Source organism: Rhizobacter sp. J219 (assembly GCF_024700055.1).
Taxonomy (GTDB): Bacteria; Pseudomonadota; Gammaproteobacteria; order Burkholderiales; family Burkholderiaceae_C; genus Rhizobacter.
The window spans coordinates 3,489,952-3,505,845 of the sequence record NZ_JAJOND010000001.1 but is presented as its reverse complement, the minus strand read 5'-3'; the positions used below and the strand labels follow the sequence as shown (position 1 = coordinate 3,505,845).

Sequence of the window (15,894 nt, the reverse complement as noted above, 5' to 3'; positions counted from 1 at the left end):
TTGCAGCACCCCACCGATGGCACCGCCACGCGCGGCCGAGCGCTGGCAGCGTGCGGTGGTGGGCACCCTCTTCGTGGCCGTACTGGCCGGTTGCGGCGGCGGCGGTGGGGGTGGCGGCAGTGCGCCGGCGCCCGCGCCGGCCCCCGGCACACAGAATCCGCCGCCTCCTCCGCCACCCCCGCCGCCAGTGCCACCCGCGCCACCCGCGCCGATGTCGCAACGCGACGCCGTGCGCCTCGCCGACCAAGCGAGCTTCGGCCCGACCGAGGCCCTCGTCGCCGCCATCCGCGCGCAGGGTGCCTCGGCCTGGGTGGCGTCGCAGATGCAGCTCAACACCTCGCGCTACACCGCCGGCGGCGGAGGTGAAGTACACCAGTACACCGGTGCCGGCGAGTTCTGCAACGGCCGCGGCGTCAACTGCTGGCGCGACTATTACTCCACCGAGCCGCTGCTGTCCGACTTCTACCGCAACGCCCTCGGCCAGACCGACCAGTTGCGCCAGCGCGTGGCCTACGCGCTGCAGCAGATCGTCGTCGTCAACAGCCTCGACGTCTCGGGCACCTATGGCTTTCGCAACTACCACAACGTGCTGCTGCGCGAGGCCTTCGGCAACTACCGGCAGGTGCTGAGGAAGGTGACGCTGTCGCCGGTGATGGGCGACTTCCTCAACAACGCCAACAATGACAAGGACGCGCCGAACGAGAACTTCGCGCGTGAGCTGCTGCAGCTCTTTTCCATCGGCACCTGCGAGCTGAATGCCGACGGCACGCTGCGCGGCGGCACCTGCACGCCCACCTACACCAACGAGCAGGTGCGTGCCTATGCCTACGCGCTCACCGGCTGGACCTACCCCGCCGGCGGCGCCACCTCGTACGGCTGCTGGCCCACCGGCGCCAACTGCCGCTACTACGGCGGTGCCAACGATGGCGACATGGTGCCGGTGGCGCGCTACCACGACACCGCCGCACGCACGCTGCTCAACGGCCATTCGCTCGCGGCGGGCCATACCGCGCCACAGGCGCTGGAGACGGTGCTCGACAGCGTGATGACGCACCCCAACACTGCGCCCTTCATCGGCAAGCAGCTGATCCAGCACCTGGTCAGCAGCAACCCGTCGCCGGCGTTCGTCGGCCGCGTGGCCAACGCTTTCGTGACAGGACGCTACAGCGGTTTCGGCACCGGCCAGCGTGGCGACCTCGCGGCCACCGTCGCCGCGGTGCTGCTCGATCCCGAAGCGCGTGGCGACAACCCCGGCCGCACCCACGGCAAGCTGCGCGAGCCGGTGCTCATGTTCACCGGCGTGCTGCGCGGGCTCAATGGCACCACCGACGGCGAGGCGCTCGGCTGGTGGTGGGGCGAGTGGATGCGCCAGCACATGTTCCGTGCGCCCTCGGTCTTCAACTTCTACCCGCCCGACTATCCCGTGGCCGGCACCGCGCTCGTCGGCCCCGCATTCGGCATCCACAACGCCAACACGGCGCTCGCGCGGCTCAACTACCTCACCTACCTGCTCGACTGGGGCGGCACACCGGCCGCCAACAGCGGCGCCGCCAACCCGCTCGGCACGCTCGTCAACCTGTCGGCCTACACCGCCGATGCGACCGACGCCGGTGTGCTGGTCGACCGCCTGTCCAACCTCGCGCTCGGCCGCACGCTCAGCGGCACCGCGCGCAGCGAGGTCGTGCGTGCCACCGAGTGGTGGACGTCGGCGCGCGACCCGGCCAACTGGCGCGTGAACCGCGTGAAGACCGCCGCCTTTCTCATCTACGGTTCCCCGCACTACCACGTGCAACGCTGAGGACATCTCGATGAACCGCAAAGCCTCTTCAGCTTCTTCCGCCGCGCTGCCGATGAACCGCCGCCAATGGCTGCTGCGCAACAGCGCCGCGCTCGCCGGTGCCCTCGGCGTGGGCAGCCTCGCCAACCTCACGCTCGGCACCCGCCGCGCCTGGGCGGGCGATTACCAGGCCCTCGTCTGCGTCTTCCTCTACGGCGGCAACGACGGTCTCAACATGGTCGTGCCCAGCGACAGCACACGCTACAACCAGTACGCCGGGGTGCGCCGTGGCCTGGCCCTGCCGCAGGCGAGCCTCTTGCCGATGAGCGGCATCAACTACGGCTTGCATCCCGCACTCGCAGGGCTGGCGCCCGCGTGGGCGGCCGGCGATCTCGCGCCGGTGTTCAACGTCGGCACGCTCGCCCGCCCGCTCACCAAGTCGCAATTCCGCGCGCTGCCCGACAGTTCACCCGACAAGCCGGCCAACCTCTTCTCGCACTCCGACCAGCAGATCGAGTGGGAGACCGGCAGCACCAGCCCGCTCACGCGCAGCGGGTGGGGCGGCCGTGCGTCGGCGGCGCTCGGCACCGTCAACCCGGTGATCTCGGTGGCCGGCAGCACACGCTTCGGCCTCACCGAATCGGTGTCGCCATTGGTGCTGCCCGACACCCCCGGCGACGTGTTCGGTGCCTACGTGCTCACCCCCGAGGCGCAGCAGTACGCGCCCTTCGTCGCCCGCAAGGACGCGCTGAATGCGCTCTACGCCGCCGGGCAGGACAATGACCTCGCCGAGGCCTACGCGAGCGCGCAGCGCAATGCGTTCGCCGTCTCTGAACGGCTGGGCGGGCTGGTCGCCGTCGAGCCAGGTGGGACGGGGGCGGTCGCTGCGCTCGATGCGGCGTTCGCCTCGCTGGTGGGCGGCGATGGCGAGTTCACGACGGGCCTGGCCGGGCAGCTGTACCAGATCGCCAAGCTCATCGTGGCCAACGCCACGGTGGGCGGCAACAAGCAGATCTACTTCGCGGCGCTCGATGGCTTCGACACCCACGGCAACCAGATCGCCAGCGGCTCGCCCACCACCGGCACGCATGCCAACCTGCTGCGCGAGCTGGGCGATGCGCTCGGCGCCTTCTACTCGGCCATGCAGACGCTCGGCCTCGGCCCCGACGTCACCGCCTTCACCCAGAGCGACTTCGGCCGCACCTTCGTGCCCAACAACAGCCTGGGGACTGACCATGCCTGGGGCAACACCCAGCTGGTGATTGGCGGCGCCGTCAATGGCGGCGCAGCGTATGGACGCTTTCCGGAGCTGGTGCTGGGCGGTGTCGACGACGTCGGCGTCGACAGCTGGGAGCTGCAGGGCCGCTGGATCCCCACCACCGCGGTGTCGCAGTACGCGGCCACGCTGCTCGCATGGTTCGGTGCGAGCGACGCGCAGATCGACGCGGCGCTGCCCGGCCTCGCCGCCTTCGGCAGCAACCGCCGGCTCGGTTTCATCTGAACCTGCGCTGACCCGGCCCTGACGCGGCGGCCTGCTGCGACAGGGCCGCTTCACTGGTGTTTGCGCTGGGGTGCGCCGCTCTGGTGCGCGTGGCATCATGGTCCGCACAGGGACCTCCCCCGAAGACCAACATCCCATGCCGGACCAGGGCCGACGCGCACGCACTCCGCTGAGACGCAGCCTGCTGATGGCGGCCTTCACCTTGGTGTTTGGCGCGCTGCTCGGCTTCATCGCGCTGCTCTATGCCTTCGTCGTGCGGCCCGGCATCGACGACCTGGCGGTGTCGCAGCTGCGCGGCGCCTCCGAGCAGGTCGAAGCGCGCTTGCGCACGCTCGTCAGCCGCGTCGAGGCCATCGCCTTGCTCAACCGCGACTGGGGCCTCGGCGGCCTGGTCGACCTCGACGAGCCGCGCCACTTCAACACCCTGTTCCAGCCGCTCCTGGAGCGTGGACCGCAGCTGTCGTCGATGGTGGTGGCCAATGCCTCGGGGCGCGAGCTGCTGCTGCTGCGGCTGCCCGAAGGCCGCTGGCTCAACCGTCTGACCGACCCGGTGAAACGCCCGGGCCGTGCGCAATTCCTGAACTGGGAGGCCGACGGTCGGCTCATCAACGAAGAGACACGCGCGCTCGACTACGACGCCCGCACTCGGCCGTGGTTTCGCGGCGGCATGGAGCTGTCGCGCGACGACGAGATCTTCTGGAGCGAGCCCTACACCTTCCGCTCGTCCAACGAGCCCGGCCTGTCGGTGGTGGTGCGCTGGAACGATGCGCGTGGCGTGCGCCACGTGATGACCAGCGACCTGAAGCTCGCCGACCTGTCGCGCTTCACCCGCGACATCACCGCCGGCCGCCAGGGCTTCGCGGTGATCTTCACGCAGGACGGCCGTGTGATCGGCATGCCCAAGGCCGCCCGCTTCGCCGACGACGAGGCGATGAAACGCGCTGTGCTGCTGCAGGCCGATGCGCTCGACGTGCCACCGCTGCGCGAAGGCTACCGGCGCTGGCGAAGCGAGGGGGCGCAAGACCGGCAGTTGATGCGTTTCCCCGTGGCCGGCCGCGAGTGGCTCGCCACCTTCACGCGCAGCCAGTTCGGCACCCGCACCTTCTGGGTGGCGACGATGGCGCCGCTCGACGACTTCGCGCCCGCCTACGCGCAGCCGGCGCTCGTCGTGGCGGCGCTCGCGGTGGCCAGCCTGCTGCTGGCCTGGGGCGTGGCGGCCTGGCTTGCGCGGCGACTCGCGGCACCCTTGAGCGAGCTGGCCCGCCGCAGCGAGCGCATCGGCGAGCTCGACCTCGGCGAGCCGGTGCGGGTGCACACGCCCTGGCTCGAACTCGAAGCGCTGGCGCAGTCGCTCGACACCATGCGCTCGCGGCTGCAGCAGGCCAACGACACGCTGGAGGCCAAGGTCGCCGAGCGCACCCGCGAGCTGGCCATCGCGAAAGACCAGGCCGATGCCGCCGCCGGCGCCAAGGCCGAGTTCCTGGCCAACATGAGCCACGAGATCCGCACGCCGATGAACGCCATCCTCGGCATGACCGACCTCGCACTGCGCACCGAGCTGACGGTGCGCCAGAAGGGCTACCTGCAGAAGGCGCGGGCAGCGGCCGATTCGCTGCTCGTGATCCTCAACGACATCCTCGACTTCTCGAAGGTCGAGGCCGGCAAGCTCGAACTGGAGCGGCGCGAGTTCGTGCTGCAGGGGGTGTTCGACCGCGTCACCACCATCGTCGGCCTGAAGGCACAGCAGAAAGGCCTGGAGCTGCTGGTCAACACCGCACCCGAGGTGCCGGCCCGCCTGGTGGGTGACCCGCTGCGGCTCGAACAGGTGCTCATCAACCTGTGCACCAACGCCGTCAAGTTCACCGACAGCGGCGAGATCGTGGTGGTGACCGTGCGCACGCTGGTCAGCAGCGACGACCGGGTGACGCTGCGCTTCTCGGTGCGCGACACCGGCATCGGCATCGGCGAGGCGCAGATGGCGGGGCTCTTCCAGCCCTTCGCGCAGGTCGATGCGTCGACCACCCGCCAGTACGGCGGCACCGGCCTCGGCCTTGCGATCTGCAAGCAGCTCGTCACGTTGATGGGTGGCGAGATCGGCGTGAAGAGCCAGCTCGGCCGCGGCAGCGATTTCTTTTTCACCGCCGAGTTCGGCGTGCCGGCGCAGACGGGTGAGGCCCACCCGTCGCGTGCCGAAGGCAGCGGGCTCAAGGTGCTGGTGGTCGACGACAGCGCCAACTCGCGCGAGATCTTCCACGGCCTGCTGAACGGCCTGGGCCACCGCCCCACGCTCGTTGTGTCGGGCGAAGAGGCGCTGGCCGAACTCAAGCGCGCCCAGGCTGGCCGCGAGCCCTACGCGCTGATGCTGCTCGACTGGAAGATGCCCGGCCTCGACGGCTTCGAGGTCGTGCATCGCATGCGCAAGGACGTGTCGCTCGTGCCGCTGCCCAAGATCATCCTCGTCACGGCCTATGGCGACGAAGAGCTGGCGCGGCGCGCCGCCCGCGAGGGGCTGGCCGGTTGCCTCGGCAAGCCGGTGAGCAGCTCCACGCTGCACGACGCCATCGTCGATGCCTTCGGTTACCCGGCGACGGTCCCTGCGCCATCGGGCCCGGCCGTGGCCCCGGCGGCGCTCGCGGGCCGGCGCGTGCTGCTGGTCGAAGACAACGAGTTCAACCAGGTGGTGGCGGTCGAGCTGCTGCGCGACGTGGCCGGCATGCAGGTGCTGCTCGCCCCCAACGGCCAGGCCGCCGTCGACGAGGTGCGGCGCAGCGCACCCGAGCTCGTGCTGATGGATGTGCAGATGCCGGTGATGGACGGCTGCGAGGCCACGCGCCAGATCCGCGCCGACGCGGCGTTTGCGAGGCTGCCCATCATCGCGATGACGGCGCATGCGATGCAGCGCGACCGCGACAACTGCCTGGCCGCCGGCATGAACGACCACGTGGTGAAGCCCTTCGTGCCCGAGGCGCTGTTTGCCATCATCGAGCGCTGGTTGCCGCCGCGTGATGCGCAGCCGCCGGCGATCTCGGCCGGTTTCGGCCTCAAGAACTGCCTCGGCCGCCACGAGCTGTACGAGAAGATCCTGCGCCGCTTCCTCGACACCCGCGCCGGCGACGCGGCCGCGCTGCAAAAGGCCCTGGTCGAGGGTCGCAGCGTCGATGCCGCGATGATTGCCCACGCGGTGGTCTCGAATGCGGGCACCATCGGGGCGGCAGCCTTGTCCGAGACGGCCAAGAGCCTGCAGCTCGCGCTCGATGCCGACGAACGCAGCACCTGGTCCGAGCTGGCCGCCGAGTTCTCGCGCCAGCATGCGCGGGTGATCGCCCAGCTGCGCGAGCGCTTCAACGAAGAACCCCTTTCGACCTCCGACACTCCTTCCTGACCGTGCCCCGTTCCGACCGACCTGCCCCGCCCAAGACAACGCCTCGTACCGCGAGCCGCCCCCCGCGCACTTACTCCACTGCCTTCGTGGCACGGCGGCTTGGCATCTCCATTCCGACCGTGCAGCGCTGGGTCGATGCCGGGCGGCTGAAGGCCTGGAAGACCCCGGGTGGCCACCGCCGCATCGATGCCGCCAGCGCCGACCGGCTGTTCGAGACCCACGTGGCCGCGGGCGAGCCTGAGGACGACGCCCGCGTGGGCGCACCGGGGGCGCTGTCGGTGGTGATCGTCGAAGACAACGCCGAGGACCGCGAGATCCTGCGACTGCTCGTGGCCACCGCGCTGCCCGAGGCGCAGGTGCGGGTGTTCGACAGCGGCATCCAGGCGCTGGTGGCGATGGGCCAGGAGGCGCCCGACGTCGTCATCACCGACATCGTGATGCCCCACATGAACGGCGTGGAGATGCTGCGTCAGCTGTCCAGCCAGTGCGTGGTGCGGCCGCGCCTGATCGTGGCCGTCTCCAGCTTCGGCGAGAAGCGCCGGGCCGAGCTGGGCGAGCTGCCGCCGCAGGTGCACTCGGTGGCCAAGCCGGTCGACCCGGAGCCGTTCATGGCCTTGCTGCGCAGCGTGCAATAGGTCAACAGTTCGCTCGATCCGGCTCCCGATCTGCCCCAGATCGGTGCTCCGCGAGAACTGGGGGTGCATCCCGGCGCATCTCTCTGCATGCATTCAATTCGTTCAAATTAAAGTCTTCTCCGACAGCCTCCGATATGGGGTGACGGCGCCTCGTCTTGGCGCGTGGATCGTGGGTGGATGGACATGAACGGACTCAAGGACCTGAAGATCGGAACGCGGTTGAGCTTGGTGCTCGCCTGCGTGTTGGTGGCGCTGGCCGCGGTGACGGCGACGGGCCTGTGGGGCCTGAACGCGGTCTCGAGCACGAGCCAGCGTGTGCTGGCGCAAGACATGCAGCTGGCGCAACAGGCCCTCGACATCCAGACGCTCGTGCTGCTGGAGCGGCGCTACGAGAAGGATGCGTTCATCGCCATGGCCGACGAAGCCAAGCGCGAGGAGTACATCAAGAAATGGAGCGCCACCCGCACGCGCATGGTCGAGGCGCTGGCCAAGGTGCGCAAGCTCGACCTGGCCCCCGAAGACGCGAAGGACGTCGACGCGATGCGCCAGTTCTTCGACCGGTATGCCGCCGGCTTCGACGCGACCATTGCCATGGTCCGCAAGGGCGAGCTCGCCAGCACCCAGGCCGCTAACGAGGAGCTGGGCAAATACAAGGAGGCCGTGCGCGGCATGGAGGCCGCCAGCGACCACATCAACGAACGTGCCGCCAAGCGTGCCGAGGCCGTCGCGCCGCAGATCGCGGCCACGCAGGCGCGTGGCCAGGTCATGCAGCTGGCGTTTTCGGCGCTCGCGCTGCTGATGGCCATCGGTCTGTGCTGGTGGGTCACGCGCTCGATCACCGTGCCGCTCTCGCACGCGGTCACGATCGCCGAGACGGTGGCGCGCGGCGACCTGAGCACGCGCATCGGCGCCGCCTCGAAAGACGAAGTCGGCCAGCTGCTGGGCGCGCTCGGCCGCATGAACACGAGCCTGGTCAAGATCGTGGGCGACGTGCGCCTCGCCTCCGACTCCATCGCCACCGGCTCGTCGCAGATCGCCGTCGGCAACGCCGACCTGAGCCAGCGCACCGAAGAGCAGGCGAGCAACCTGCAGCAGACGGCCGCCTCGATGGAGCAGCTGACCGCCACCGTCAAGAACAACGCCGACACCGCCCGCCAGGCCACGCAGCTCGCTTCGGGCGCGGCTGCCGTGGCGGCCCAGGGCGGCAGCGTGGTCGGCCAGGTGGTCCAGACCATGCAGGGCATCAGCGACAGCTCGAAGAAGATCGCCGACATCATCGGCGTGATCGACGGCATCGCCTTCCAGACCAACATCCTCGCGCTGAACGCGGCGGTCGAGGCGGCGCGCGCCGGTGAGCAGGGCCGCGGCTTCGCGGTCGTGGCCGGCGAGGTGCGCAGCCTCGCGCAGCGCTCGGCGCAGGCCGCCAAAGAGATCAAGGTCCTGATCGGCGAAAGTGTCGGCAAGGTCGAGACCGGCACGCAGCTGGTGGGCGACGCCGGCCGCACGATGGACGACATCGTGGCCGAGGTGCAGAAGGTCAGCGACCTGATCGGCGAGATCAGCAGCGCGAGCGGCGAGCAGACCACCGGCATCGGCCAGATCAACGACGCGGTGACCCAGCTCGATCAGGTGACGCAGCAGAACGCCGCGCTGGTGGAAGAAAGTGCCGCCGCCGCCGAGAGCCTGAAGAACCAGGCCGCGCGCCTGGCCGAGACTGTGTCGGTCTTCAAGCTCTGACGCTACCGCGCGCCGGCAGCGACGCCGCGATGCACAGCTGCGCGAGCCAGTAGGTCGAGAGGATCCACAGCGCCGAGAGCGGCAGCGGGCTTGCGAACTTGTTGATCGCAAGCAGACTGTCCGAGGCCATGAAGAGCGCGCCGCCGATCGCCGCGCAGCGTGCCGGCGTCGATGTGGGCGCGCTGCGCCACCACGCCGCAGCCTGGGCCGCCATGCAGGCCAGGCACACCACATAGGCCACCACCGGCGCCCGCAGGCCCGGCGGCACGCCGCTCCAGAGCTGGCTCAGGATGGCCAGTGCCACCGCGCCATACGCCACGAACACCCACGGCCGCGCACCGAAGCGCAGCGGGACGCTGAAGGCCGCGATGAAGGCCAGGTGCGCGAGCAGGAACGACACCAGCCCCGGCAGGAAGCCTTCCTTCGGCCACAGCAGGAACACATCGCCCGCCAGCGACAGCCACAGGCCGATCAGGATGCGGCGCCGCTGCGCCGGCACCTCGGCGCCGCGCGTGAAGGCCCATGCGATCACGAGCAGCGTGGTGAGCGGCTTGAAGACGAAGGCGAGCGTGGGTGGCAAGGCACCCGTGGCCGCGGCGATGCACAGAGCGGCGCTCGCCACTGTGGCGAGCGGCAAGGTGAAGGGAGGCATGCTCCCATTCTGCGGGCCGGCCTGGCGCGGCGCAGGCCGTGCTAACCCCTGCGGCTCACAGGTGACGGGTCTCGGTCGGCGTGTTCCACCACGCGTTGTGGCGACCGTCGGCGACGTGCACGGGGGCTTCGATCAGCTCGGCCGGCTCGGCGTTGTCGAGACAGGCGACCTGCACCGACACATAGTCGCCCCCGATCTGCTCGATGTAGCCGCGGCCGAAGGGCCGCACGCCGCAGGTCTTGCAGAAGAGGTGGTGGGCGCTCTTGGTGTTGAACTGGTAGTCGCTCAGGGCCGACTCGTCGGTGAGCAGCCGGAAGGCGTCGGGCTTGATGGTGGCGCCCCAGTTGCGCACCTTGGTGCACATCGAGCAGTTGCACTTGCCGGTGCCGGCGGCGAGGTCGATGTCGGCTTCGAAGCGGACGGCGCCGCAGTGGCAGCTGCCGGTGTAGGTCTTCAGCATGGTGGTGGGGCCCGGGAAGTCGTCGAGGCCGGCATCTTGCAGTGGGGCTGCTGACAACGGCTTGTCAGCAGCATGGCCATCAGGGTTTCACGTCGGCCTGTGCCGCCCGCTTGGCCGCCGCCTCGCGCAGCAGGCGCAGCTTCTCGCGCGGGTCTTCCTTGGCCTTGGCCTCGTGCAGCTTCATCTCGCCGATGAAGCGGCTGGGGATCGCCTGGACCGTGTCGCGGCCCTTCTTGCGCCGGCGCAGCACGTTCACCGCCAGCGTGCGGCGGGCGCGTGTGATGCCCACGTACATCAGGCGGCGCTCCTCTTCCAGGCGCTCGGGCGTCATCTCGTCGTCGTCGCTCTTGAACGGCAGCAGGCCTTCGTTGACGCCGGCCAGCACCACGTGCGGCCACTCCAGGCCCTTGCTCGCGTGCAGGGTGGAGAGGGTCACCACGTCCTGCTCGTCGCCGCGTTCGGCGAGGCTGATGATGACCGAGATGGTCTGGGCCACGTCGAGCACCGTCTTCTTTTCGGTCTCGAAGGTGGCGCCGCCGTCGTTTTCGATTTCCCCACCGCAGCGCTTGGCGATCCAGTCGATGAAGTCGAGCACGTTGGTCCAGCGGCTGGCGGCGAGCTTCTCGCTGTCTTCGCCGTCGTAGAGGTGCTTCTCGTACTCGATGTCCTTCAGCCAGCCGAGCAGCAGCGCCTTCGCGTCTTCGCTGCCGCTCGTGTGGCGGGCGCGGTATTCGAGGTCGTTCACGTAGCGGCCGAACTCGTGCAGCGAGCCGATGGCCCGTGCGTTGAGCACGGTGCCCAGCGACTCGGCGAAGAGCGCTTCGTACAGGCTCGTCTTGTAGCGCTTGGAAAACTCGCCGAGCGCGGCCAGCGTCTGGTGGCCGATGCCGCGCTTCGGGGTCGTCACCGCGCGCAGGAAGGCCGGGTCGTCGTCGTTGTTGACCAAGAGGCGCAGCCAGGCGCAGAGGTCCTTAATCTCGGCGCGGTCGAAGAAGCTCTGGCCGCCCGACACCTTGTACGGAATGTTCTGCTTGCGCAGCGCCTGCTCGAAGATGCGCGCCTGGTGGTTGGCGCGGTAGAGGATGGCGAAGTCCTTGAAGGCGACTTCGCCGCCCTGGCCGCGCAAGGATTGGATGCGTGCCACCGCACGGTCGGCCTCGTGCTCCTCGTTGTCGCACTCGACCACCTGCACCGGGTCGCCGTCGCCGAGGTCGCTCCACAGCTTCTTCTCGAAGAGCTTGGGGTTGTGGCCGATCACCGCATTGGCCGCGCGCAGGATGTGGCCGGTCGAGCGGTAGTTCTGCTCCAGCGGGATCACCTTCAGCTGGGGGAACTCGTTGGGCAGCCGGCGCAGGTTGTCGATGGTTGCGCCGCGCCAGCCGTAGATCGACTGGTCGTCGTCGCCCACGGCGGTGAACATCGCGCGTTCGCCGGCCAGCGACTTCAGCAGTTCGTACTGGATGGCGTTGGTGTCCTGGTACTCATCGACGAGCAGGTAGCGCAGCGTGTTCTGCCACTTGGCGCGGGCCTCCGCGTCGCGCTGGAAGAGCTGGTGCGGCAGGCCGATCAGGTCGTCGAAGTCGACCGCCTGGTAGGCCGCGAGGCGCTCTTCATAGCGCTTCATCACCTGCTGGGCGATGCGCTCGTCGTCGTCCTGCGGCTGCACCGTGTCGGCGTTGAGGCCCTGGTTCTTCCACAGGCTGATGGTCCATTGCCAGCGGCGGGCCAGCGCGTTGTCGGAGCTGCCGCCGGCATCCTTCAAGACGCCCAGCACGTCGTCGCTGTCGAGGATGCTGAACTGCGGCTTCAAACCCAGGCGTTCGCCTTCGGTGCGCAGGATGCGCACGCCGAGCGAGTGGAAGGTGCTCACCACCAAATCTTTCGCGGCACGCGGGCCGACGAGGGCCTTGGCGCGCTCGCGCATTTCCTGCGCGGCCTTGTTGGTGAAGGTGATAGCGGCGATCTGCGCCGGCGCGTAGCCGGCCTGCAGCAGGCGGGCGATCTTGTGCGTGATGACGCGGGTCTTGCCCGAGCCGGCGCCCGCCAGCACCAGGCAGGGCCCGCCCAGGTGGTGCACGGCGTCCATCTGGGCGGAGTTGAGGGTGTCGGCCATGCCTGAGGGTCGGTACTGCGGAAAGCGCGGCGGATCATAGCCAAGGCCCCCCGCGGGGGCTTTCACGCGACTGTGGTAAACCGCCGCGCCATGAGTTCCTCCATCACCCGCCGTCAGGTTGTGGGCAGTCTGGCCGTCGCTCCCTTGTTCGTTCGCCACGCGCGGGCGGCCGACGTGCCGCGCTTTGGGCTGGGCATCGCCTCCGGTCACCCCCGAGCCGACCGCGTGGTGCTGTGGACCCGGCTCTCGGGCGCTGATCTGCCGGCGAAAGTCGAGGTGGGCTGGGAGCTGGCGCACGACGAAGCCTTCACCCGCATTGCCGCGCGTGGCACCGAGGTGGCCGACGCCAGCTGGGGCCACAGCGTGCACGCCGAGCCGCAGGGGCTGGAGACGGGGCGCGGCTATTGGTACCGCTTCACCGCGCTCGGCCAGCGCAGCCCGGTCGGCCGCACACGCACTGCACCGGCGGCCGATGCGGCGGCCTCGCTGCGCTTCGCGATCGCGAGCTGCCAACGCTTCGACCACAACCACTACGCCGCCTGGCACCACGTGGCCGCGCAGGACCTCGACCTCGTGCTCTTCCTCGGCGACTACATCTACGAGTACGCCTCGCCGCCCAACGCGCTGCGCCTGCACGACGGCCCGACCACGCTCACGCTCGACGACTACCGTGCCCGCTACGCGCAATACAAGAGCGACCCGGCCCTGCAGGCGGCGCACGCGAGCGCACCCTGGATCACCGTGTGGGACGACCACGAGATCGAGAACGACTATGCCGATGGCACGCCGCAGGGCGGTCCCGAGCCGCTCTTCGCCAGCCGGCGCGCGGCGGCGACGCAGGCGTACTGGGAGCACATGCCGTTTCCGAAAGCCTGGCGCCCGCGCGGCAGCGCGTTGCGCCTCTACGAGCGCTACGACTGGGGCCGGCTTGCGCGCCTCCACACGCTCGACGACCGCCAGTACCGCGACGTGCAGGCCTGCCCCCGGCGCGGGCGCAGCGGCTCCAACACCGTGCTGCGAAAAGAGTGCGATGCGCTGGTCGACCCCAAGCGCTCGCTGCTCGGGGCGCAGCAGGAACGCTGGCTCACCGACGGCTGGGACACCCAGCGCCCGTGGAACCTCGTCGCGCAACAAACGCTGATGGCCCGCTTCAGCTGGACCGACCCCGCCCAGGGCGGCACCTACTGGACCGACGGCTGGGACGGCTACGCCGCCTCGCGCCAGCGCCTGTTGCAGGGCGTGGCCGAGCGCCAGCTGCCCGGCGCGGTGGTGCTCGGCGGCGACGTGCATGCGCATTACGTGGCCGACCTGAAAGTCGACTACGACGACGGCAAGGCGCCGGTGGTCGCGAGCGAGTTCTGCGGCACCTCGATCTCGAGCAACGGCATGGCGCAGTCGCGTGTCGACGCGGCCCTGCCGCACAACCCGCACCTGCGCTACGCCCGCAGCGACCAGCGCGGCTATGTGAGCTTCACGCTCGACGCGAAGCAGCTGCAGGCGCAGCTGCAGGTGGTGCTCGACCCGAAGAACCCGGCCTCGGAGGTCAACGTCGCCGCACGCTTTGCGGTCGAGCTGGGGCGGCCGGGGCCGCAGCCGGCCTAACTAGCGCGGGTGATTTGTCCCGACAGACGGAACGAAGCGCAAAACCCTTGCGTAATCACGCGTAGGTACTGTCGCGTAAGCCGCGTGCTAGAGAGCCCTCTCTTGCGTCGCCGCGCACAAAGCCCCGGATACTCCCGGCCTCGCCGGCACCACCCTGCCGGCCCCAGTGAAGTCAACACCCCCCGCCACACGCGGGGGGCTCTTGGGGGCGGCGCCTCGGCCGGCCTTCACGCCCGCTGCCCCGCCTGTCAGCGCGCGTCGAGGTAGGGCGCCAGGGTCTGCACCAACCACGACATGAACACCTGCACACGCTGCGGCAGGTTGCGTCGGTTCGCGTAGAGCAGCGACACCGGCAGCGAGGGTGCACGGTGCTGCGGCATCACCTCCACCAGCTGCCCGCGCGCCACCCATGACGCCAGCCCCGCGGCCGGCGCCTGTACCAGCCCGAGACCGGCCACGCATGCGGCCTGGAAGGCCTCGGTGCTGTTGACGACGAGTGCGCCCGGCATCGCCAGGTTGCGCAGGCGACCCTCGTGCATGTACTCCCAACCGCGCGGCTTGGCGCCGAGCGTGGGCACGTAGTGGATCAGCCGGTGCGCGGCCAGGTCGTCGAGCGTTTTGGGCGTGCCGTGCTGCGCCAGGTAGGCCGGGCTTGCGCAGTTGATCTGCCGCAGCTCCCCCACCGGCCGGGCGACCAGGCCGGAGTCCGCCAGTTCGCCGACCCGCAGCACGCAGTCGAAGCCCTCGCGCACCACATCGACCCGCCGGTCGGTGCTGCTGGCTCGATGCTCAGCTGCGGGTGCGCGGCCAGGAATTCCGGCAGCCGCGGGATGACCTGGTCGCGCGCGATCAGCGTCGGCATGTCGACCCGCAGCCGTCCGCGCAGCGACTGCACGCCCTGCTGGAACATGCCCTGCAACTCGTCCATGTCGGCCAGCAGGTCCTTGCAGCGCTCGTAGAAGGCCTGGCCGTCCTGGGTGAGCTGCACCTTGCGGGTGGTCCGGTGCAGGAGCCGCGTGCCGAGCTCGCCTTCGAGCTGCTGCACCACCGTCGACACGCGGGCCTTGGGCAAGGCGAGCTGCTCGGCGGCCTGGGTGAAGCTGCTCAGCTCGGCCACGCGCACGAAGATCTGCAGCCCTTCGATTGTTTTCATGTATTGAACAAACTGATCGTTGTAGGGTGGTTTATCGCGAAAGATTGGATCAATAAAGTGCCCGCACCACAACCCGTTCTTGAAAGGCAGTCCATGAGCACAACGCCCTCCATCGCACTCATCACCGGCGGCAGCCGCGGGCTCGGCAAGAGCATGGCGCTCAAGCTGGCCGAGCAGGGCCACGACGTGGTTCTCACCTACCGCCACAACAGCGCCGAGGCCGAGGCGGTGGTGGCACAGATCGCGCAGCTCGGCCGGCGCGCCGCCGCGCTGGCGCTCGATGTAGGCGACAGCCGCAGCTTCAGCAGCTTCGCTGAAGCGCTCAAGCGCACGCTGGCCCGCCACTGGCAGCGCGAGCGCTTCGACTTTCTCGTCAACAACGCCGGCATGGGCCACCACGCGAGTTTTGCCGAGACCACCGAGGCGCAGTTCGACGAGCTGATGAACGTGCACCTCAAGGGCCCGTACTTCCTCACCCAGACGCTGCTGCCGCTGATCGAAGACGGCGGGCGCATCGTCAACGTCTCCTCGGGGCTGACACGCTTCGCCCTGCCGGGCTACGCGGCCTATTCGGCGATGAAGGGCGGCGTGGAGGTGCTGACGCGTTTTCTGGCCAAGGATTCGGGACGCGCCGCATCAGCGTGAACACGTTGGCCCCCGGCGCGGTCGAGACCGACTTCGGCGGCGGGCTGGTGCGCGACAACGCGCAGCTCAACGCGAGCATCGCGGCGCAGACCGCGCTCGGCCGCGTGGGCCAGCCCGACGACATCGGCGGGGCGGTGGCCGCGCTGCTCGCACCGGGCAGCGCCTGGGTGAACGCGCAGCGCATCGAGGTCTCGGGCGGGCAGATGATCTGAGGGCGGCGCGCCCGCGGGGCGCCCA

The 15,894-nt window shown here is 69.6% G+C and carries 9 protein-coding genes and 2 pseudogenes; 7 read left to right on the top strand and 4 right to left on the bottom strand.

Annotation, left to right across the window (positions count from 1 at the left end; translation table 11 throughout):
- The first annotated feature begins 16 nt into the window (after window positions 1-16).
- The 5 genes from LRS03_RS16465 to LRS03_RS26585 all read left to right on the top strand — a co-directional run bounded on the left by LRS03_RS16465 (window position 17) and on the right by LRS03_RS26585 (window position 9,032).
- The gene (locus LRS03_RS16465; RefSeq protein WP_257826758.1) at window positions 17-1,798 is read left to right on the top strand and encodes a DUF1800 domain-containing protein; all 1,782 of its coding nucleotides are present in this window, start codon (window positions 17-19) and stop codon (window positions 1,796-1,798) included.
- Between the two features lie 10 nt (window positions 1,799-1,808).
- The gene (locus LRS03_RS16460; protein ID WP_257826756.1) at window positions 1,809-3,278 is read left to right on the top strand and encodes a DUF1501 domain-containing protein; all 1,470 of its coding nucleotides are present in this window, start codon (window positions 1,809-1,811) and stop codon (window positions 3,276-3,278) included.
- Window positions 3,279-3,414: 136 nt separating this feature from the next.
- The gene (locus LRS03_RS16455; protein WP_257826755.1) at window positions 3,415-6,660 is read left to right on the top strand and encodes a response regulator; all 3,246 of its coding nucleotides are present in this window, start codon (window positions 3,415-3,417) and stop codon (window positions 6,658-6,660) included.
- Between the two features lie 2 nt (window positions 6,661-6,662).
- Window positions 6,663-7,295 (top strand): response regulator, encoded by a 633-nt coding sequence (locus LRS03_RS16450; RefSeq protein WP_257826753.1) that lies wholly within the window; start codon window positions 6,663-6,665, stop codon window positions 7,293-7,295.
- Window positions 7,296-7,472: 177 nt separating this feature from the next.
- On the top strand, window positions 7,473-9,032 hold the full coding sequence (locus LRS03_RS26585) for a methyl-accepting chemotaxis protein (RefSeq protein WP_308296437.1): 1,560 nt from the start codon (window positions 7,473-7,475) through the stop codon (window positions 9,030-9,032).
- On the opposite strand, the gene LRS03_RS16435 is transcribed toward LRS03_RS26585, so the two are convergent.
- Genes LRS03_RS16435 through LRS03_RS16425 form a run of 3 tightly spaced genes read right to left on the bottom strand, consistent with a single transcriptional unit; the run spans window position 9,022 to window position 12,257 of the window.
- A complete protein-coding gene (locus tag LRS03_RS16435; protein WP_308296435.1) occupies window positions 9,022-9,684 on the bottom strand; it encodes a lysoplasmalogenase in 663 nt (220 codons plus the stop codon). The genes LRS03_RS26585 and LRS03_RS16435 overlap by 11 nt on opposite strands.
- A 55-nt stretch (window positions 9,685-9,739) precedes the next feature.
- The gene (locus LRS03_RS16430; RefSeq protein WP_308296434.1) at window positions 9,740-10,201 is read right to left on the bottom strand and encodes a GFA family protein; all 462 of its coding nucleotides are present in this window, start codon (window positions 10,199-10,201) and stop codon (window positions 9,740-9,742) included.
- A 22-nt stretch (window positions 10,202-10,223) separates the two neighbouring features.
- Complete coding sequence (locus LRS03_RS16425) at window positions 10,224-12,257, bottom strand: ATP-dependent helicase (RefSeq protein WP_257826750.1); 2,034 nt, start codon at window positions 12,255-12,257, stop codon at window positions 10,224-10,226.
- 90 nt (window positions 12,258-12,347) lie between these two features.
- Between LRS03_RS16425 and LRS03_RS16420 the strand changes: the two genes are divergently transcribed.
- Window positions 12,348-13,859 (top strand): alkaline phosphatase D family protein, encoded by a 1,512-nt coding sequence (locus LRS03_RS16420; RefSeq protein ID WP_257826748.1) that lies wholly within the window; start codon window positions 12,348-12,350, stop codon window positions 13,857-13,859.
- A 248-nt stretch (window positions 13,860-14,107) separates the two neighbouring features.
- On the opposite strand, the pseudogene LRS03_RS16415 reads toward LRS03_RS16420, so the two are convergent.
- Window positions 14,108-15,012, bottom strand: a pseudogene (locus LRS03_RS16415) (LysR family transcriptional regulator).
- Window positions 15,013-15,105: 93 nt separating this feature from the next.
- Between LRS03_RS16415 and LRS03_RS16410 the strand changes: the two are divergent.
- A pseudogene (locus LRS03_RS16410) lies at window positions 15,106-15,869 on the top strand (SDR family NAD(P)-dependent oxidoreductase).
- Window positions 15,870-15,894 lie beyond the last annotated feature (25 nt).

What these genes read in the sequence shown, in the direction of transcription:
- LRS03_RS16465 (WP_257826758.1), top strand. Translation starts at nt 17, where the DNA reads ATGGCACCGCCACGCGCGGCCGAGCGCTGGCAGCGTGCGGTGGTGGGC.
- LRS03_RS16460 (WP_257826756.1), top strand. Translation starts at nt 1,809, where the DNA reads ATGAACCGCAAAGCCTCTTCAGCTTCTTCCGCCGCGCTGCCGATGAAC.
- LRS03_RS16455 (WP_257826755.1), top strand. Translation starts at nt 3,415, where the DNA reads ATGCCGGACCAGGGCCGACGCGCACGCACTCCGCTGAGACGCAGCCTG.
- LRS03_RS26585 (WP_308296437.1), top strand. Translation starts at nt 7,473, where the DNA reads ATGGACATGAACGGACTCAAGGACCTGAAGATCGGAACGCGGTTGAGC.
- LRS03_RS16435 (WP_308296435.1), bottom strand. Translation starts at nt 9,684, where the DNA reads ATGCCTCCCTTCACCTTGCCGCTCGCCACAGTGGCGAGCGCCGCTCTG.
- LRS03_RS16425 (WP_257826750.1), bottom strand. Translation starts at nt 12,257, where the DNA reads ATGGCCGACACCCTCAACTCCGCCCAGATGGACGCCGTGCACCACCTG.
- LRS03_RS16420 (WP_257826748.1), top strand. Translation starts at nt 12,348, where the DNA reads ATGAGTTCCTCCATCACCCGCCGTCAGGTTGTGGGCAGTCTGGCCGTC.